This window comes from Cupriavidus sp. 10L43_2, from assembly GCF_056395265.1.
In genome coordinates, this window is the sequence record NZ_JBFTJE010000021.1 from 1 (window position 1) to 19,265 (window position 19,265).

16 protein-coding genes and 1 rRNA gene are annotated in these 19,265 nt (G+C 66.5%); 11 read left to right on the plus strand and 6 right to left on the minus strand.

The genetic code is table 11. From position 1 onward, the window contains the following. Both rrf and AC1DEL_RS23760 read left to right on the plus strand, forming a co-directional pair. Positions 1 to 94 (plus strand): 5S ribosomal RNA (rrf, locus tag AC1DEL_RS23755); the annotation flags it as partial. A gap of 217 nt (positions 95 to 311) precedes the next feature. Next, positions 312 to 1,253 (plus strand): DUF3047 domain-containing protein, encoded by a 942-nt coding sequence (locus AC1DEL_RS23760; RefSeq protein WP_177219979.1) that lies wholly within the window; start codon positions 312 to 314, stop codon positions 1,251 to 1,253. Between the two features lie 7 nt (positions 1,254 to 1,260). On the opposite strand, the gene AC1DEL_RS23765 is transcribed toward AC1DEL_RS23760, so the two are convergent. Next, positions 1,261 to 2,319, minus strand: coding sequence for a DUF2891 domain-containing protein (locus tag AC1DEL_RS23765; RefSeq protein ID WP_441592181.1), 1,059 nt, complete (start codon positions 2,317 to 2,319; stop codon positions 1,261 to 1,263). Between the two features lie 55 nt (positions 2,320 to 2,374). Next, entirely contained in the window at positions 2,375 to 3,568 is a 1,194-nt protein-coding gene (locus AC1DEL_RS23770) for a M20 aminoacylase family protein (protein ID WP_092298490.1), read from the minus strand. 348 nt (positions 3,569 to 3,916) lie between these two features. On the opposite strand from AC1DEL_RS23770, the gene AC1DEL_RS23775 reads away from it, so the two are divergent. The 5 genes from AC1DEL_RS23775 (at position 3,917) to AC1DEL_RS23795 (ending at position 9,598) form a co-directional block, all read left to right on the plus strand. Then, positions 3,917 to 5,500, plus strand: coding sequence for an ABC transporter substrate-binding protein (locus tag AC1DEL_RS23775; protein WP_092298966.1), 1,584 nt, complete (start codon positions 3,917 to 3,919; stop codon positions 5,498 to 5,500). 102 nt (positions 5,501 to 5,602) lie between these two features. Then, positions 5,603 to 6,580 (plus strand): ABC transporter permease, encoded by a 978-nt coding sequence (locus AC1DEL_RS23780; RefSeq protein WP_477108895.1) that lies wholly within the window; start codon positions 5,603 to 5,605, stop codon positions 6,578 to 6,580. 3 nt (positions 6,581 to 6,583) lie between these two features. Further along, on the plus strand, positions 6,584 to 7,522 hold the full coding sequence (locus AC1DEL_RS23785) for an ABC transporter permease (RefSeq protein ID WP_092298496.1): 939 nt from the start codon (positions 6,584 to 6,586) through the stop codon (positions 7,520 to 7,522). Positions 7,523 to 7,538: 16 nt separating this feature from the next. Next, the gene (locus AC1DEL_RS23790) at positions 7,539 to 8,537 is read left to right on the plus strand and encodes an ABC transporter ATP-binding protein (RefSeq protein ID WP_454757352.1); all 999 of its coding nucleotides are present in this window, start codon (positions 7,539 to 7,541) and stop codon (positions 8,535 to 8,537) included. Further along, positions 8,534 to 9,598 carry an ABC transporter ATP-binding protein gene (locus AC1DEL_RS23795; RefSeq protein WP_477126291.1) on the plus strand — a complete coding sequence of 355 codons (1,065 nt, stop codon included), beginning with the start codon at positions 8,534 to 8,536 and terminating at the stop codon, positions 9,596 to 9,598. Before AC1DEL_RS23790 ends, AC1DEL_RS23795 begins: the two co-directional genes overlap by 4 nt. 39 nt (positions 9,599 to 9,637) lie before the next feature. Here AC1DEL_RS23795 and AC1DEL_RS23800 read toward each other — a convergent pair whose 3' ends face one another. Continuing rightward, complete coding sequence (locus tag AC1DEL_RS23800) at positions 9,638 to 10,825, minus strand: ABC transporter substrate-binding protein (protein WP_092298504.1); 1,188 nt, start codon at positions 10,823 to 10,825, stop codon at positions 9,638 to 9,640. Positions 10,826 to 11,133: 308 nt separating this feature from the next. On the opposite strand from AC1DEL_RS23800, the gene AC1DEL_RS23805 reads away from it, so the two are divergent. The 4 genes from AC1DEL_RS23805 (at position 11,134) to AC1DEL_RS23820 (ending at position 17,015) form a co-directional block, all read left to right on the plus strand. Continuing rightward, a complete protein-coding gene (locus AC1DEL_RS23805; RefSeq protein ID WP_477126290.1) occupies positions 11,134 to 13,251 on the plus strand; it encodes a molybdopterin-containing oxidoreductase family protein in 2,118 nt (705 codons plus the stop codon). Further along, entirely contained in the window at positions 13,248 to 14,414 is a 1,167-nt protein-coding gene (locus tag AC1DEL_RS23810; protein WP_092298510.1) for an aminopeptidase, read from the plus strand. Before AC1DEL_RS23805 ends, AC1DEL_RS23810 begins: the two co-directional genes overlap by 4 nt. Positions 14,415 to 14,494: 80 nt before the next feature. After that, positions 14,495 to 15,160 carry a TetR/AcrR family transcriptional regulator gene (locus tag AC1DEL_RS23815; RefSeq protein WP_092298513.1) on the plus strand — a complete coding sequence of 222 codons (666 nt, stop codon included), beginning with the start codon at positions 14,495 to 14,497 and terminating at the stop codon, positions 15,158 to 15,160. A gap of 172 nt (positions 15,161 to 15,332) precedes the next feature. Beyond that, positions 15,333 to 17,015, plus strand: a complete 1,683-nt coding sequence (locus tag AC1DEL_RS23820; protein ID WP_477126289.1) for a long-chain-fatty-acid--CoA ligase — start codon at positions 15,333 to 15,335, stop codon at positions 17,013 to 17,015. Positions 17,016 to 17,051: 36 nt separating this feature from the next. On the opposite strand, the gene AC1DEL_RS23825 is transcribed toward AC1DEL_RS23820, so the two are convergent. From AC1DEL_RS23825 to AC1DEL_RS23835, 3 genes are all read right to left on the minus strand, one after another. After that, entirely contained in the window at positions 17,052 to 17,519 is a 468-nt protein-coding gene (locus AC1DEL_RS23825) for a hypothetical protein (protein WP_092298518.1), read from the minus strand. A 6-nt stretch (positions 17,520 to 17,525) separates the two neighbouring features. Further along, a complete protein-coding gene (locus AC1DEL_RS23830) occupies positions 17,526 to 18,038 on the minus strand; it encodes a MarR family winged helix-turn-helix transcriptional regulator (RefSeq protein WP_092298520.1) in 513 nt (170 codons plus the stop codon). Between the two features lie 93 nt (positions 18,039 to 18,131). Continuing rightward, positions 18,132 to 19,139: a tripartite tricarboxylate transporter substrate binding protein gene (locus AC1DEL_RS23835; protein WP_092298522.1), complete on the minus strand. Its 1,008-nt coding sequence runs from the start codon at positions 19,137 to 19,139 to the stop codon at positions 18,132 to 18,134. Between the last annotated feature and the right edge of the window lie 126 nt (positions 19,140 to 19,265).

Genomic DNA, 19,265 nt, shown 5'->3' on the forward strand with positions numbered 1-19,265 from the left:
ACCACCACCCCTTCCCATCCCGAACAGGACCGTGAAACGACTTTGCGCCGATGATAGTGCGGACTACCCGTGTGAAAGTAGGTCATCGCCAGGCTCTTATACCCAGAACCCCCAGCCCCATAAAGGCTGGGGGTTTTGCTTTTGCGGCGACGATTTCGTTCGCGCCGCGAAGCCCTCGTCATTTCAGCGTCGTATCGCTGTTGTATTCAGGGTACCGGAGTATTCCGGCGCGGATTTCGTTCTGTTATGTTTCCTACAAGCGCCGGGTCTAGGCGCGAAGCAGCGACGAGAAATTGGGTTTAGGGGGTTACATGGCGGCCACGAAGTTATGGCCCGCGCTTGCCAGCATGGCAGGCGTGTTGTTGTTGGCGGGATGTGCATCGAGCGGGGGAAATCCTCCCTTCGATCCGACGAAAATGGTCCCAGTGGCCGAAGTGGATTGCAAGACATTCGCGGCTAAAGCCGGCATGAAGTCGGCTGTTCACGTCGATGCGCTGGAGGCGGCGAATATCGCGACCGTGCTGGCCACGCAGCGGAATGCCGATGCTGAGGCTGGCGGCGACCCCGATGGCGAGGGCGAAGGCAGTGCTGCCGCGCCCGTGGCATTGCCCGAACTTCCTCCATTTTCAGCGTCCGCGTCGCTCGCCAATCTTCCTGCGGGCTGGCAGCCGTGGACGATCAACCGCAACAAGACCCCCACACGCTACACGCTGACCGAAGTGGATCAGCGCCTGGTGCTGCATGCCCAGGCCGACAGTTCCGCATCGGGGCTCTATGTGCCACTGACGCAGCGCGACCCCGGCATGCTTCGCTGGATGTGGAAGACGCGCGACGTGATCCGTAGCGCCGACAACGCGATGGGCCAGCGGGAAGACGCGCCTTTGCGCATCTTCGTCGCCTTTGATGGCGATACGGCCAAGCTGTCGCTGCGCGACCAGCTCATGTACGAAATGGCCCGCATCACCACGGGCCGTGAGATGCCTTACGCCACGCTGATGTACATCTGGGGCGGTCGCCGTCCCGCCGGCGCGGTGTTGAACAACCCCCATACGGATCGCGTCCGCATGATCGTGGTCGATTCGGGCACGCGCCACGCCAATAGCTGGCGCTGCCATGAGCGCGATCTGCGCGCGGACTACCGCAAGGCGTTCGGGACCGATCCCGGCAAGGTCATCGCCGTGGGGCTGATGACCGATACCGACAATACCAAGAGCCGCGCGGAGTCCTGGTACGGGGACATCGTCCTCGATTGACCGGGGGCTAGTCCTGGTCGATTGAGCAGGCGGAGGCCTGGCTTGGCGCCGTGTCCTCGAGCGCGAGCAGGGCGAACGTCGCCAGCCAATGGGTGGCGACGTAGTGGCCGCCCACCGCCTGCGGCAGTGACGCCTCGAGGTGATCGGACCACGCCCGCACAGCCAGCGGCTGGAGCGTCGGGGGCAGGGCGGGCCCCAGCAGCCGCCAGCACCATGCACGGGACAGGTTCAGGCCGTCCAGGTGCGACATCTTCGGGTCCGTGCGATCCGCCACCGTCACCGGCGTCAGCCAGGTCGCCAACTCGGCCTGCCCTGGCGAGAACATCTCCCACCAGTCCCCGAACGAGCAGTCGTCGTCGGTCACCTGCTGCATCAGGACCGCTTCGATCAATCCACCTGACAGGAACTCGTCGCCGCCCGGCTCGTAGCGGGCGGGATACCGTTGATCATGTCCGAACCAGCGGTGCGCGCGCCGGACAATGGCCTTGCGCAGCGCAAGGTGCTGCGTGCTCCGCGCGAAATGCAGCGCCATCACCAGCGCAAACGCGCTGTTGAAATGGGTACCGGTCCGCACCGGGAAATCGGCGATTTCGATGGATTCGATCAGACGCAGCGCGAGGTGGTCGGCCAGGGGCGCACAAGCTGCTGCCCATTGCGCTGCCTGTGGGTCGTCTGCGCCCAGCAGCGTCAATTCCGACTGAAGCCGCAGCACCCACGCCCAGCCGTACGGGCGCTCGAACGTCCGCGAGCCCGGACGCTCGAAGTACGCCAACTCCGTCGCCAATGCCTCAGGCCGTAGTTGCGCGTCGAGCGTCTGCCGGATCTGCGGCGCGATCGGCAGGTCCGGGCGCGTCGCCAGCAGTCGCACCAGCAGCCAATGCATATGGACCGACGAATGCCAGTCGTAGCTGCCATAGAAGACCGGATGCGCCACCGCCGGCTCGGTGAGATCGCCGGCACGCGCCATCAGGTGGTCGAGCTTGTACGGATAGGGACGGACGATGTTGTCCAGCGCCACCCGGGCGAAGCCTTCCGCCGTGTTGTCGTCCAACAGCGTATGCGTCATCGCCGGCCTTTCCTATGAGCGGATTCTGAAAAGCTGCCCGCAATCAACGCCAAACTTAGGCGGCAGCGAGCCACTTCTCCACGAGTTTCACGAAGAACGTCGAGCCCACCGGCAGCAGCTCGTCGTTGAAGTCGTAGCTGGGGTTGTGCAGCATGCACGGTCCCATGCCGTGGCCGGCCTCGCGGTGCGTGCCCTCGCCATTGCCGATGAACAGGTAGCAGCCCGGCTTTTCCTGGAGCATGAACGAGAAGTCCTCGGCGCCCATGGTCGGCTCGACGTTGCCGTCCACATGGTCCGCGCCCACCACCTCGCTGGCCACGCCCACCGCGAACTCCGCCTCGGCGGCGCTGTTGATCGTCGGCGGGTAGTTGCGGCGGAATTCGAATTCGATGGTGCAGTCGAACGCCGACGCCACCGCGCGCGACACCTCTTCCATGCGCCGCTCGATCAGGTCGAGCACCGGCACCGTGAACGTCCGCACCGTGCCGCCGATCCATGCCTGATCCGGCACGATGTTGGTGGCATCGCCGGCGTGGAACTGGGTCACGGAGATCACGGCCGTGTCGATCGGCCGCTTGTTGCGCGTGATGATGCCCTGCAGCGCCGAGACGATCTGCGTGCCGGTGAAGACTGGGTCGAAGCCGTTGTGCGGCATGGCCGCGTGGGCGCCCTTGCCCTTCACGACGATGCGGAATTCATTGCTCGATGCCATCAGCGGCCCGGCCGTGGTGCCGAACGAGCCCACCGGCATGCCCGGCCAGTTGTGCATGCCGAAGACGGCATCGCACGGAAAACGCTTGAACAGCCCGTCCTTGATCATCTCGCGCGCGCCGCCGCCGCCCTCTTCGGCCGGCTGGAAGATCAGGTTGACGGTACCGTCGAAATTACGGTGCTCGGCGAGGTAGCGCGCCGCGCCAAGCAGCATCGCCGTATGGCCGTCATGGCCGCAAGCGTGCATCTTGCCGTCGTGCTGCGAGCGATGGCCGAAGGTATTGGCTTCCTGCAGTGGCAGTGCGTCCATGTCGGCACGCAGGCCAATCGAACGGCCGCTGTTGCCGTTGCGGATCACGCCGACGAGCCCCGTCGTGCCAAGCCCGCGATGGACCTCGATGCCCCACGATTCCAAGCTTTTTGCGACCAGATCAGCGGTGCGCTGTTCTTCGAAGCAGAGTTCGGGATGGGCGTGGATGTCGCGGCGGAGGGTGCGGATTTCGGCTTGCGCCTGGAGGATTTCTGGGATGAGCTTCATGGTGCCGTACCGGGCAGTGGGATACCCCGATCATACCTGTCTGCCTGCAAAGCGCCAAAGACGGACCTTGGCGCCCCGACTTGGCGCACTGCAGCACAGCACCTCGCGCGCCCGCGCACCCCTCGCCGGGTGGGTTTCCCCGCATGGCGCTGCCGTTCCACTGCTGGAACAGTTCATGCTTGAAGTGCCTGGCCGGTCGCGCCCGGATCCGCGATGCAGAATGGACCGCACCAAAATGCGGCGATTTCTTATTGCGCAGGCGACGACTGCTCCTTATTGTCATTTCAGACTTCCCACAGGGAGAAACGCGCGATGTCCCTTCGCACTGTCAACAAGGTCAAGATCGCCATGAGCAAGAGGGTCGGGAATACCGCCGCCGCCGTGCTGCTGGCGAGCGCCCTCGGCCTCGGCCTGGCCGCGCCCGCCCAGGCGGTCGACCTGAAGATCGCCATGAGTTCGCCGCCGACCTCGATGGATCCGCATTTCTATAACCTGTTCTCGAACATCAACGTGTCCGAACACGTGTTCGACTCCCTGGTGAAGCTCGACCCGGACAGCCGCATCATTCCGGGCCTGGCCGAGTCCTGGAAGCTCGTGAACAACCTCACGTGGGAATTCAAGATCCGCAAGGGCGTGAAGTGGCATGACGGCACCGAGCTGACGACCGAGGACGTGGTCTGGTCGCTCGACCGCCCCGCCACGATCCTGAACAGCCCGGGCAAGTTCGACGTCTATACCAAGGCGATCATCAACAAGAAGGTGATCGATAAGTACACGCTCCAGCTGACCACCAACCAGCCGTATCCGTTGATGTTGAACGACCTGACGTCGATCTTCATGGTGCAGAAGAAGGCCACGCAGGGCCTGACGTCCGACGACTTCGCGCAGGGCAAGGGCATGGTCGGCACCGGGCCGTTCAAGTTCGTGAGCTACGCCCGCGACGACCGGGTCGAACTGGTCAAGAACCCCGACTACTGGGGCCCGAAGCCGGCCTGGGACAAGGTCACGCTGCGCTTCATCCCGAACCCGGCCACGCGCCTCGCCGCGCTGCTGTCCGGTGACGTGCAGGCCATCGAGAACGTGCCGACGCCGGACCTGCCCAAGGTGCGCCAGGACCCGAAGCTGTCGTTCTTCAGCAAGATCTCGCACCGCGTGATCTACCTGTTTTTCGATGCCAAGCGCGACAAGTCGCCGTACGTCACCACCAAGGACGGCCAGCCGATGGATAAGAATCCGCTCAAGGATGCGCGCGTGCGGAACGCCATCAGCATGGCCATCAACCGGCAGGGCATCAAGGACCGGCTGATGGAAGGGCTTTCCGAGCCGACCAACAACCTCGTGCCGCCCACGCTGTTCGGCTACAACCCGGCCCTGAAGACGGTGAAATACGATCCCGAAGGCGCCAAGAAGCTGCTCGCGGAGGCGGGCTACCCCAACGGCTTCGGCGTCACGCTGCACACGCCGAACAACCGTTACGTGAACGATGAGAAGATTGCCCAGACCATCGCCCAGAACCTGACGCGGATTGGCATCGCCACCAAGGTGGAAGGCATGCCGATGGCCACCTATTCGTCGAAGGGTATCAAGCACGAGTGGTCGTTCGGCCTGCTCGGATGGGGCGCCCAGACCGGCGAGGTCAGCTCGCCGCTGCGTGCGCTGCTCGCCTGCGAGGACTCGAAGAAGGGCTTCGGCACGACCAACTGGGGCGAGTACTGCAATCCAAAAATGGACGTCGTACTAGAGAAGGCGCTGGCCACGGTGGAAGACGCTGAACGATCGAAGCTGCTGCAGGAAGCCACGGCCATCGCCATCAACGACGGCGGCATCATCCCGATCCACCAGCAAGTCACCACGTGGGCCACGCAGAAGGGCATCACCTACGTGCCGCGTACCGACGAGCGCACTTATGCGCATAACTTCAAGCCACAATAAGTCGGCTGGGGTCAATCGGCTGCACTAAGCTAGCAGCGGATGCCGTCGTGCAACGGTCCCTGACCTGGGGACCGTTGCCGGCGAAAGGATAGTGTCTCCACCATGCTGGTTTTCATCATCCGGCGCCTGATGCAGAGCGTGGTCGTGCTCCTCGTCATGTCGCTGCTCGTCTTTCTTGGCGTTTTTGCGATCGGCAACCCGGTCGACATCCTCATCAGTCCGCAGGCGGACCAGGAGGACATCAAGCGCACCATCGCCGCGCTCGGGCTGGACAAGCCGCTCTGGGAACAGTACTGGATCTTTCTGCAGAACGCCCTGCACGGCAACCTCGGCACGTCGTTCGCCCATGGCACGCCCGCATTGAAGCTGATCTTCGAGCGCATGCCGGCGACCATGGAACTGGCCGTCACGGCCATCCTGCTGGCCATCGTTCTCGGCATTCCGCTAGGTCTCTGGGCTGGGCTCCGGCCCACCGGCGTGGCCGGCAAGTCGATCATGACGATATCGATCCTGGGCTTCTCGCTGCCCACGTTCTGGGTCGGCCTGATGCTGATCATGGTGTTCGCGGTGCAGCTTGGCTGGCTGCCGTCGAATGGCCGGGGCGAGACCGTGCGGGTGCTGGGCATCCCGCTCAGCTTCCTGACCGTGGACGGCATCCGCCACCTGATCCTGCCGGCGGTCACGCTGTCGCTGCTGAACATCGCCATGGTGATCCGGCTCACGCGCGCCGGCACGCAGGAGGCCATGCTGCAGGACTACGTGAAGTTCGCCCGGGCCAAGGGCTTGTCGAACTCCCGCATCGTCGGGGTGCACGTTCTTAAGAATATTCTGATCCCGATCGTGACCGTGATCGCGCTCCAGTTCGGCTCGATCATCGCGTTCGCCATCGTGACCGAGTCGATCTTCGCCTGGCCCGGCATGGGCAAGCTCATCATCGACTCGATCCAGTTGCTGGACCGCCCGGTGATCGTGGCCTACCTGATGGTGATCGTGACGCTGTTCATCCTGATCAACCTCGTGGTGGACATCGTCTACAGCATGCTCGATCCGCGCGTGCGCATTGCCGACAACAAGGGCTGAGCCATGAGCGCGAGCACCGTACCGAACCCAACCAAGGAAGTCGCGATCCCGGCCGTGCCGGCGAAGGAGCAGACGCCGTTCCGCCGCTTCGCCCGGCAGTTCCTGGAGAGCAAGCTGGCCGTGCTGGGGCTGGTGACGCTCGGCCTCATCATCCTGATTGCGATCTTCGCGCCATGGCTGGCGCCGCAGAATCCGTACGACCTGGCCACGCTGGACGTGCTCGACGCACGGATGGCCCCGGGCGAACAGGCCGGCAGCGGCCTGACCTTCCTGCTGGGCTCGGACGAGCAGGGGCGCGACATCCTCTCCGCCGTAATGTACGGCCTGCGCATCAGCATCGGCGTGGGGGTGCTCAGCACGGTGATCGCGCTGCTGCTGGGGGCGACGCTCGGCCTGCTGGCCGGCTTCCTCGGTGGCCGCATCGAGGCGCTGATCATGCGCGTGGCCGATCTCCAGCTTTCGTTTCCGCCGATTCTGCTGGCGCTGATCCTGCTGGCCTTCCTGCGGCCGGGCCTCGGCAACATCGTTATCGCCCTGGTGGCGGTGCAATGGGCCTACTACGCGCGCACCACCCGCAGCGCGGCGCTGGTGGAGCGGCGCAAGGAGTACATCGAGGCCGCCACCTGCTTGGGCCTGCCGCCGGGGCGCATCATGTTCCGCCACCTGCTGCCGAACTGCCTGCCGCCGCTGATCGTGATCGCCGCGCTGCAGGTGGCATCGGCCATCACGCTGGAGGCCACGCTGTCGTTCCTCGGGCTCGGCGTGCCGGTCACGGAGCCGTCGCTCGGCTCGCTGATTTCGAACGGCCAGCAGTACATGCTGTCCGGCAAGTACTGGATCAGCTTCTTCCCGGGGATCGCGCTGGTGGTGACCATCGTGTCGATGAACCTCGTGGCCGACCAGTTGCGCGACGTGCTGAACCCGCGCCTGCAAACGCAATGACCGCCCAGGAGCGCGCATGAGCCAACCTACCCTGGTGGTCGAACACCTGAAAACGCAGTTTTTCACGCGCGCCGGCGTGGCCAAGGCCGTGGACGACGTGTCGTTCTCGGTCAACCGCGGCGAGATCATGGGCCTGGTCGGGGAGTCTGGCTCGGGCAAGTCGATGACCGGCTATTCGATCATGGGCCTGATCGATGCGCCCGGCAAAGTCGTCGACGGCCGGATCGCGCTGACCAGCCGCGACGGCGTGACGCGCGACCTCCGCGCGCTCACCCCCGCCCAGCAGCGCGACGTGCGCGGTAACCGCATCGCAATGATTTTCCAGGACCCGATGATGACGCTGAACCCGGTCCTGCGCATCGACACCCAGATGATCGAGGCCGTGCGCGCGCACGACAACGTCAGCAAGCCGGCCGCCCGCGAGCGGGCGCGCAACGCGCTGGCCCGGGTCGGCATTCCCTCGCCGGACGAGCGCCTGACCGCCTACCCGCACCAGTTCTCGGGCGGCATGCGCCAGCGCGTGGCGATTGCCATCGCGCTGCTCAACAAGCCGGACCTGATCATTGCCGATGAGCCGACCACGGCGCTGGACGTGACCATCCAGGGCCAGATCCTCTATGAGATGCAGTCGCTGTGCCGGGAATCGGGCACCGCGCTGATCTGGATCACGCACGACCTGTCCGTGGTGGCCGGGCTCGCGGACAAGGTCTGCGTGATGTACGCCGGCAAGATCGTGGAATCGGGCGATGTGCGCCAGGTGCTGGAGCATCCCGAGCACCCGTACACGCACGGGCTGATCGGCTCGGCGCCGTCGCGCAACCCGCGCGGCACGCCGCTGCGGCAGATTCCGGGGATGACGCCATCGCTGCTGAATCTGCCCGGCGGCTGCTCGTTCCGCGAGCGCTGCCCCTACGCGACCGACATCTGCAAGACCGAACCGCCGCTCGGCACCTCGCCAGACGGCCGGGAGCTGCGCTGCTTCCACCCGGTACTTGCCCAGCAGGAGGCCGCATGAGCCAGTCCGTGATCGATACTCCGGCGAGTGCCGCCAACATCACGCCGACCGAGCCCGCGACGCCTCCCGCGCCGCTGCTGGAGTTGCGCGCGGTGTCCAAGCGCTTCGTCAAGACGCTCGACGTGGCGGCCAAGCTCGCCAATGTCTTCGGCGCGAAGCAGCGCGTGGAGGTGGTGCATGCCGTAGATCGCGTGGACCTGGCGATCCGCGCGGGCGAGGTGGTCGGGCTGGTGGGCGAGTCGGGCTGCGGCAAGTCCACGCTGGGCCGGATGGCCGTGGGGCTCCATACGCTGACCGAGGGCGAACGGTTCTGGCGCGGCGTGGATCTGGACCGCCTGCCGCCGGACAAGCGCCGCGAGAAGCAGCTCGCCATCCAGATGATCTTCCAGGACCCGTACGCGTCCCTGAACCCCCGGCTGCGCGTGCTCGATATCGTCGGCGAGGCACCCGTGGTGCACGGCATGGTCGAGAAGGGCGCCCAGAAGGCCTATGTGGAAGACATGCTCGTACGCGTGGGCATGGATCCCACCGTGCTGCGCCGCTTCCCGCACCAGTTCTCGGGCGGACAGCGGGCGCGCATCGGCATCGCCCGGGCCTTGGCCGTGAAGCCGGAATTCCTGGTCTGCGACGAATCGGTGGCGGCGCTCGATGTCTCGATCCAGGCCCAGGTCCTGAACCTGTTCATGCGCCTGCGGGAAGACCTGAACCTGACCTACCTGTTCATCAGCCATGACCTGGGCGTGGTCAAGCACATCAGCGACCGCGTGGTGATCATGTATCTGGGGAGGGTGGTGGAGTCGGCGCCCACCGAGGACGTGTTCGCAGCGCCGAACCACCCGTACACGCAGGCGCTGCTGGCCGAGGCGCCCAAGCTGGAAGTGGGCAAGAAGACCTATGTGGCGATCCGGGGCGAGATCCCGTCGCCGCTGAACCCGCCGCTGGGCTGCCACTTCCACCCGCGCTGCCCGCACGCGATGCCGCGCTGCCGGGAGGAACAGCCGATGCTGAAGGAGATCGCGCCGCTACGCTTCTCGGCGTGCCATCTGAACGATATGGCTTGAACGGGGCCCCTCCGCCCCAGGAGGGGCGCCCCAGGTGCGTCAGCGAATCACCACGCCGCGCGAGTTGATGATCGTCATTTCGACGAATTTCGATCCCACGTGGTTCTCTGGCCCGTACTGGACGATGAAGCCGCCCAGATCCACGTTGCGCATGCTTTCCACGGCGGTGATGAACTTCTCGCGCGTGACCTCGCGCCCGGTGCGGCGCAGCCCTTCCACGAACGCCTTGGCGGCGATGAAGCCCTCGATACTGGCGTAGTCGAAGTCGTTCTGCTTGCCGGACGCCTGCAGCAGGCGCAGGTACTCGCGCACCACCGGCAGCGTGGCGTTGCCCGGGTGCGGCATCACCTGCGAGATGATCACGCCGCTGCCCAGCGGGCCCACTTCCTTGGCCAGCGCCTGGGTGCCGACGAAGGACACGTTATAGAACTGGCCGCTGTAGCCGCGCCGCAGCGCTTCCTTCACGAACGCGCCCACGGTGCGGTAGGCGCTGATCAGCACGATGGCGTCCGGGCTGGCCTTCATGGCGCCCTGCATCGCGTCGCCGATCTCCACCGTGTTGCGGATCACCGACTCCTGGGCGACCAGCTTCACGCCGCTGTCGGCCGGGAGCGACTTGATCGCCTGCTCCACCCCGGCGATGCCGGCCTTGCCGTAGGCGTCGTCGTTATAGACCACGGCCACGCGCTTCAGGCCCGTGGTGCGGATCTGGCGCACGATGGCGGAAGTTTCCTCGTCGTAGCCGGCGCGCACGTGGAAGACGTAGCGGCTGCGCGGGTCGCGCAGCGACTGGGCGCCCGTGAACGGGGCGAAGAACGGCACGCGCGCCTGGTTGGCCAGTGGCACGGCGGCCTGGCTGGTCGGCGTGCCCACGTAGCCGAACAGCGCGAAGACGCGGTCTTCCTCGATCAGCTTTTTGGTGTTCTTGATGGCATCGTCCGGCTCGTAGGCATCGTCCAGCGCCTTGAGTTCGATCTTGCGGCCGAACACGCCGCCTTGCTGGTTGATGTAGTCGAAATAAAGCCGCGCGCCCGAGTTCATCTGCTTGCCGAGTACCGCGGTGGAGCCGGTCAGCGCGGCGGACTGGCCGAGCAGGATGGTGTCGGCCGTAACGCCGGTCTCGGCGGCCGTAGTGTTGGCCGCGCTTGCCGCGCCGGATGCGACGACGGCGCACGCCGCCAGCAGGCCGGCAAAGCGCCGGCGCGTGACCCCAGAATGCAAAACCATGTGAATCCCCGTCAAAAAATCCAAAGTGTTCTTGTGCTTCTGTACCCCGCGGCCCCCGCCCGGTCTGTTGCCTGTGAGGGGGTTCCGGCACGGTGGCCGGACTGTCGGGCGGTTTGCCCGGCAGCGCCGGAACATCATAATCGAATACAATCGGAGCCAAACAATTTCTCCCGGTTCGGGACCCTCCGGCGAGGCGCTTGCGCCACAGTCATGCCCCCAGACATGACGGCCGCCTGGCCCGCTCCGTCGCCAGAAATCCATCGCCCCAGGCCCCAAGGCCCCCCAGCCGCCCCACGTCCGACATCACCATGGCCACCCGTATCGTCCGCGCCGCCTGCCCCCACGATTGCCCCGACACCTGTGCGCTGCTCGTCACCGTCGAGGACGGCCGGGCCATCAAGGTGGCCGGCGACCCCGACCACCCGGCCACCCAGGGCGTGCTGTGCACCAAGGTTTCCCGCTATACGGAACGCACCTACCACCCTGACCGGCTGCTGACGCCGCTGCGCCGCGTGGGCAAGAAGGGGGAGGGCAAGTTCGAGCCGATTTCCTGGGACGAGGCGCTCGACGAGGTGGCCCGCCGCCTCGGCGCCATTGCCGCGCGCGACCCGCAGGCCATCATCCCCTACAGCTACGCCGGCACCATGGGACTGGTGCAGGGCGAAAGCATGGCCGCGCGTTTCTTCCACAAGCTCGGGGCTTCGCTGCTGGACCGGACGATCTGCGCCAGCGCGGGCGCCACGGCGCTGCGCTATACCTATGGCGCCAGCGTGGGCATGGACATGGAATACGTGGCCGATGCCAAGCTGGTGATCATCTGGGGCGGCAACCCGATCGCCTCGAACCTCCATTTCTGGACTCGCGCGCAGGAAGCCAAGCGCCGTGGCGCCACGCTGGTCGCCATCGACCCGTATCGCTCCCTGACGGCCGAGAAGTGCCACCGCCATATCGCGCCGATGCCCGGCACCGACGGCGCGCTGGCGCTGGCGATCATGCACGTGCTGATCCGCGACGATTTGCTCGATCACGACTACATCGAACGGCACACGGTCGGCTTCGCCGCGCTGCGCGAGCGGGCGATGGAATTCTCGCCGGCCCGCGCCGCCGAGATCTGCGGCGTGCCGGTGGAAGACATCGAATGGATCGCCGGCCTCTACGGCCAACTCGCGGTGCGTGAGCGCCAGCCAGTGGCCATCCGCCTGAACTACGGCATGCAGCGCGCCCACGGCGGCGGCCAGGCCGTGCGCGCGGTGGCGAGCCTGCCGTCGCTGGTCGGCGCCTGGCGTCACCCGGCGGGCGGCTTGCAGCTATCGACCTCGGGTTTCTTCCCGATCGACCACGCGGCGCTCCAGCGGCCCGACCTGCTGCCAGACTGGCCGCAGGTGCCGCGCACCGTGAACATGAGCACGATTGGCGACGCGCTGCTCGACGACGGCACCGGCGCCCAGGGCCCGAAGATCGAAGCCGTGGTGGTCTACAACAGCAACCCGGTGGCCGTGGCGCCGGAATCGGCCAAGGTGGCGGCCGGCTTCGCGCGCGAGGATTTGTTTACCGTGGTGCTCGAGCATTTCCGCACCGATACGGCCGACTACGCCGATATCGTCCTGCCGGCCACGACCCAGCTCGAGCATGTGGACGTCCACAAGGCCTACGGCCACACCTACTTCCTGGCCAACAACCAGGCCGTGGCGCCGATGGGCCAGGCGCTGCCGAATACCGAGATTTTCCGCCGGCTGGCCGCGCGCATGGGCTTCACCGAGCCGTGTTTTGCCGATAGCGACGAGGCCATCGCCGCGCAGGCCATCCTGCGCGAGGACAAGCGGGCCGAGGGCATCAGCTGGGATTCGCTGCGCGAGCAGGGCTGGCAGAAGCTGAACCTGCCGGCTGCGCCGTTCGCCGAGGGCGGCTTCCCCACGGCATCGGGCAAATGCGAGTTTTACTCCGAGGCGATGGCCCGCGACGGCCTCGATCCGGTGCCGGCCTATGTCCCGCCTTACGAGGCGCCGGCCTCGGCGCCCGAGCTGGCGGCCCGCTATCCGCTGGCGATGATCTCGCCGCCGGCTCGCAATTTCCTCAATAGCTCCTTCGTCAACGTGGACAGCCTGCGCGCCACGGAGGGCGAGCCGCACCTGGACATCCATCCGCTGGACGCCGCCGCGCGCGGCATCGTCCACGGCACCATGGTCCGTGCCTTCAACGACCGGGGCAGCATGCTGGCCCGCGCCCGCGTGACGGACCGCGCGCGGCAGGGCCTGGTGGTGGGTTTGTCGATCTGGTGGAAGAAGCTGGCGTCGGACGGCAAGAACGCCAACGAACTGACCAGCCAGCGCCTGACCGACCTGGGCCGCGCGCCGGTCTTCTACGACTGTCTGGTCGAGGTGGCGCCCGCGCCGGCCGAGGTGGAGAGGGAGGCCGTGGCGTCATGATGCGCTGGCCGGCCCGCTGGCGCGTGGCGGGCACCCTGGTGGTGCTGGCTGTCGCGGCGCTGGCGGCCGGCTGCGACACGCTCGGCTATTACTATCAGTCGGTCGGCGGCCATCTGGGCGTGATGGCCAAGGCGGAGTCGCTCGACGACGCCATCGACGCCGCCCGCAACGCCAACGACACCCGCCTGGCCCAGCGCCTCACGCTGGCGCGGCAGATGCGCGACTACGCCTCGCGCGAGCTGAAGCTGCCGGACAACGGCAGTTATCGCCGCTACGCCAACCTGCATCGGCCCTACGTGGTGTGGAGTGTGTTCGCCACGCCGGAATTGTCGATGGAGCTGCGCAAGTGGTGCTTCCCCATCGTCGGCTGCATCACGTATCGCGGTTATTACGATCCCCAGGACGCCGAGCAGTACGCCAAGGATCTGCGCCGGGAAGGCTTCGAGGCCTACGTGGCCGGGATCCCGGCCTATTCGACGCTCGGATATTTCGACGATCCGCTACTCAACACCTTCGTCTACCAGCCCGAGGGCGAACTGGCCCGGCTGATCTTCCACGAACTGGCCCACCAGGTGGTCTACGTGCGCAACGACACCGCGTTCAACGAGTCGTTCGCCACCGCCGTGGAGACGGCCGGGGTGGAGCAATGGCTGGCGCACGCTGCCTCAGCGGACGCCCGCGCCAGCTACCAGATCTACGACAGCCGCCGGCGCGACTTCCGCGCCATGCTGCTGCGCACGCGTGACAAGCTCGTGGCGCTGTACCGCGCCCCGCTGGACGATGAGGCCAAGCGCCAGGGCAAGGCGCGGATCTTCACCGAACTGCGCGAAGACTATGCACACAAGCGCGCCGAATGGGGCAACTACAGTGGCTACGACCGCTGGTTCGACCAGCCCCTGACCAATGCCCACCTGGCCGCCGTGGCCACCTACCAGCAATGGGTGCCCGCGTTCACCGCGCTGCTGGCCAAGTCGGGCGGCGACTGGACCCGCTTCTACGCCGAGGCGCGCCGCCTGGGCGACCTTCCGCCGGCCGAGCGCGACGCCGCGCTGCGCCGGCTGGCGCCGCCGGCCACGGAGGTCACGCCACCGTCGCCGCCGCAGCCTCCGCCACCCAAGCCCCTGTCGGCACAATCCCCAGACAAGGGCGATACCGGCCGGTAGAACCCGACGCCTTCCCGCCCAATCCGTCAAGCCGCGTGTTTCCCGATGGTGGAGCGCGCGCCGCATGAGAAAATTGCCCTATGCCACCCCCCTCCAGGAAAACCGGCGCCGTGCCGCGCGCCGATGAAGCCGCCACGCTGGCCGACGACGGTCCGGCGCGCTCGCACGTTGCCGAGCGCCAGGAAGCACGCCGCCGCCAGATCCTGGATGCCGCCGCCCAGCTCTTCTATACGAAGGGCTACCCCGGCATGACCATGAACGACCTGTGCCGGGCGCTCGGCGTCACCAAGCCGGCGGTCTATTACTACTTCGCCGACAAGTACGAGATCTTCGACATCCTGTGCCGCGAGTCGGCCCAGACCTGCCTGCCGGTGATCCGCGAGACGGCCGACCCGGCGCTGCCCGTGCGCGAGCGCCTGCACGCCTGCCTGCTGGAGATGGCGCGGCGCTGCGTGCGCTGCCACGTGGCGGCGGCGCTGAGCTTCCGCGACAACCAGTACCTGAAGCCGGACACCGTGGCGTGGCTCAACACCATGGCGCGCGACTTCTATCGCGACCTCTACGTGCTGCTCGAGGAAGGGCGCGCCACCGGCGTGTTTGCCTTCGGGGATGCCCGCGTGACCGCGCATTCCATGGGCGGCGTGATCGGCTTCATGTACACCTGGCACGAGCCCGGGCGCATGGACGAGGAAACCCTCGCCCAGGAACTGGCGTCCAACATGATGAAGCTGGTGCTGCCGAGCTGAGGCCAGGCGGGGAGCTAGGGGTATTCCCTCGCCGCCACCCCTGAGTGGCGCATAATTCACGATTTCACGATTCCGGTGGGTGGAGGACTTCGTCTAACGTGTTGTCTGGCGAGGCGTGCACGTTTAGCATTCCCAAAAAATCGAACGACCATTCAGAAATTCAGGAGACGGTATGGAAAAGCTGTGGCTGAAACATTATCCGGCGGGCGTACCGGCAGAGATCGACGCCAGTCAGTTCCGTTCGCTGGCCCAGTTGCTCGAGGAATCGTTCCGTACCTACGCCGACCGTCGCGCCTTCATCTGCATGGACCGCGCCATTACCTATGGCGAGCTGGACCAGCTGTCCGCGCACTTCGCGGCGTGGCTCCAGTCACGCGGCCTGCGCCCCGGCGCACGCGTGGCCATCATGATGCCGAACGTGCTTCAGTACCCGGTGGTGCTGGCCGCCGTGCTGCGCGCCGGCTACGTGGTGGTCAACGTCAACCCGCTCTACACGCCGCGTGAACTGGAACACCAGTTGAAGGACAGCGGCGCCGAGGCCATCGTCATCCTCGAAAACTTTGCCGCCACGCTCCAGGCCGTGCTGCCGGCCACGCCGGTCAAGCACGTGGTGGTGGCCAGCATGGGCGATATGCTCGGCACCGTGAAGGGCGCCGTGGTCAATTTCGTCGTGCGCAACGTCAAGAAGATGGTGCCGGCCTGGGAGCTGCCGCACTGCGTGCGCTTCAACGACGTGCTGGCCGAGGGCGCCAAAATGACGCTCAAGCCGGTGGACACTGGCCCGGACGACATCGCCTTCCTGCAATACACGGGCGGCACCACGGGGATCTCGAAGGGCGCCACGCTGCTGCACCGGAACATTGTGTCGAACGTGTTGCAATCTGAAGCCTGGATGCAGCCCGCGCTGGCCAAGGGCGCGCCCATCGACCAGGTCATCACGATCACCGCGCTGCCGCTGTATCACATCTTCGCGCTGACGGTCTGCTGCCTGCTGGGCATGCGCAGCGGCGGCCTGAGCATCCTGATTCCGAATCCGCGTGACATCCCCGGCTTCGTCAAGGAACTCCAGAAGTACAAGTTCAACATGTTCCCGGCGGTGAACACGCTCTACAACGCGCTGCTGAACAATCCGGACATCGGCAAGGTCGATTTCTCGGGCCTGCGCGTGGCCAACGGCGGTGGCATGGCGGTGCAGGAGGCGGTGGCCAAGAGCTGGCTGGCCAAGACCGGCTGCCCGGTCATCGAGGGCTACGGGCTGTCGGAGACCTCGCCGTCGGCCACCTGCAACCCCACGGACACGGACACCTTCTCGGGCACCATCGGCCTGCCGCTGCCTTCCACCGAGGTCTCGATCCGCGACGACGACGGCAACGAACTGCCGCTCGGCCAGCCGGGCGAGATCTGCCTGCGCGGCCCGCAGGTGATGGCCGGCTACTGGAATCGCCCGGACGAGACGGCCAAGGTCATGACGCCGGACGGCTTCTTCAAGACCGGCGACATCGGCATCATGGACGAGCGCGGCTACACCAAGATCGTCGATCGCAAGAAGGACATGATCCTGGTGTCGGGCTTCAACGTGTATCCGAACGAGGTGGAAGGCGTGGTCGCGGAGTGCCCGGGCGTGTTGGAAGTGGCCGCTGTCGGCGTGCCGGACCAGCATTCGGGCGAGGTGGTGAAGCTGTTCGTGGTGAAGAAGGACCCGGCGCTGTCCGAGGCCGATGTCATCGCGTTCTGCAAGGAACGGCTGACCGGCTACAAGCGGCCAAAGTATGTCGAGTTCCGCACCGAGCTGCCCAAGACCAACGTCGGCAAGATCCTGCGCCGCGAACTGCGCGACAGCCGCAAGGCGGCCTAAGCCGCGTCGCAATCCGCTGCGATCAGCCGGGCGCCCTCAGCACTCGTTCGAGGGCGCGATCAGCGGCTGGGGCGCGCCGTCCGGATAGATCACCCGCGCGCAGGCGCCCGGGTCCAGCCCGGCCAGCGCCGGCGCGTTGACGTTCACCACGGTCCCGTCCGCGGCCTGCACCTTGTACAGGAACAGGTCGATCTGCTGCGGCGGCCGGCGGTTGAACAGCTGCGTCAGGTCGATCGAAAATCCCACCCCCACGGCGCTGCCGCCGCGCCCGCCGCCTCCACCCACGCCAGCCGCCCCCACGCCCACGCCATAGCCCGGGTAGCTGCCCCCATCGGGCACCTCCACACGGGTCAGGTACGTTCGCTCGATCACGCGGCCCAGCTTGACCGTGGCATTCATCGGCGCCACCTGCGGGGCGGCTGGCGGCGTCTGGGCACAGCCAGACAGGCCAGCCATCACAGCGGCCGTGGCGAGGGTCAGGATCGGGCGGAACAGGGTTTTCATGGCATCTCAGCCGGCAAGGCTGGTCTTGAGCCGGCCCAGCAGGCGGAACAGCGCGCGGCGGTCCGTCTCGGCCAGTCCGGAAAACAGGTGTTCCACCCAGCTCTCGTGCGCGCGGGCCATGCGCGAGAATGCCTCGCGGCCGGCGGGGGTCAGGCGGATCAGGTAGGCGCGGCGGTCCGTGGGCAACGCCTCGCGCGTGACCAGGCCCTCTTGCTGGAGCTGGTCGGTGATGCCGGTAACGTTGCCGCCGGTCACCATCATCCGGCGGGACAACTCGCCCATCTTGAGGCCCTCGGGGTGGCGGTCGAGCTGGGACATCAGGTCGAAGCGCGGCAGCGTCACCGCGAACTCCTGGCGCAACCGCGAGCGGATGTCGCCCTCCACGAGGTTGGTGCAGGTCAGCAGGCGCAGCCAGAGGCGCAAGGCCTCGTGGCTGGTCTCGCCGACGCGGGTCTCGAGATCTACCGGCGCAAGGTCGGCACTCGGGGGCGCCGCGTTGGCTGTGGGCGAAGTGGGCATTGCGATACCAGGGCAGGCAAAACGTTTGATACCTCAAGTATATGCGCTGGTCCGGTGCAATGCCCCGGAGATCCGCGTTCTGGATCGACGTCCTTAATCGACCTTGGCGCCCGAGTCCTTCACCACCTTCGCCCATTTGGCCGTCTCGGCCCGGATGAACGCCGCGAACTGCTCCGGCGTGTTGCCGACCGGATCGGCGCCCTGGGCCAGCATGCGCTCCCGCACGGCCGGCGTGGCCAGGCTCTTGGCCACTTCCTGCTGAATGCGATGGACGATGTCGGTCGGCGTGCCCGCCGGCGCCAGCAGGCCAAACCACGAGCTGGCCTCGAAGTTCGGCAGCTTGGCGGCGGCCGCCACGGTCGGCAGGTCGGGCAGGGCCGGCGAGGGCTTGGCGCTGGTCACCGCCAGTGCCTTCAGCTTGCCGCTCTTGATCAGTTGCATCGACGAAGGCAGGTTATCGAACATCAGCTGCATGGTGCCGCCGGACAGGTCGGTCAGCGCCGGGCCGCTGCCCCGGTACGGGAAGTGGACCATGAACGTCTTGGTCTGGGTCTTGAACAGCTCGCCGGCCAGGTGGATGGACGTGCCGTTGCCGCTCGACGCCATGTTCAGCTTGCCCGGATTGGCGCGCGCATAGCCGATCAGGTCATTGACGCTGTTGATCTTGTTCTGCTGCGCGAAGGCCGGGTTCACCACCAGCACGTTCGGCACCGACGCCACCTCGGTGATCGGCACGAAATCCTTGATCGGATCGAACGGCAGCTTGGCGTAGAGCGACTGGTTGATGCCGTGCGTGCCGACGGTGCCCATCAGAAGGGTGTAGCCGTCCGGGGCGGACTTGGCGACGATGTCCGTGCCGATATTGCCGCCCGCGCCGGGTTTGTTGTCCACCACCACGTTCCAGCCGGGCAGCTTCGACAGCTCGGCGGCCACGGCGCGCGCGAGGATGTCGGTGGTGCCGCCGGCCGGGAATGGCACCACGAGCCGGATCGGCTTGTTCGGGTACGGATCGGCGGCAAAGGCGGTGGACGCGGGCAGGGCGAGGGAAGCCAGGGCGGTGGACAGCAGCAGCGCAAGGGCGCGCCGGCGGGGGTGGTGCATGAGGGTCTCCTGTTGGCGGCCGGCTGTCTGGTCTTCCGGTCTCGGGGCCATTCTAGTCTCGCCAGCGCCACTTCGCGGATGAGGTGAAGCCCTTACCGACTGTGCCCGGGCGTGTCACGGAAACGA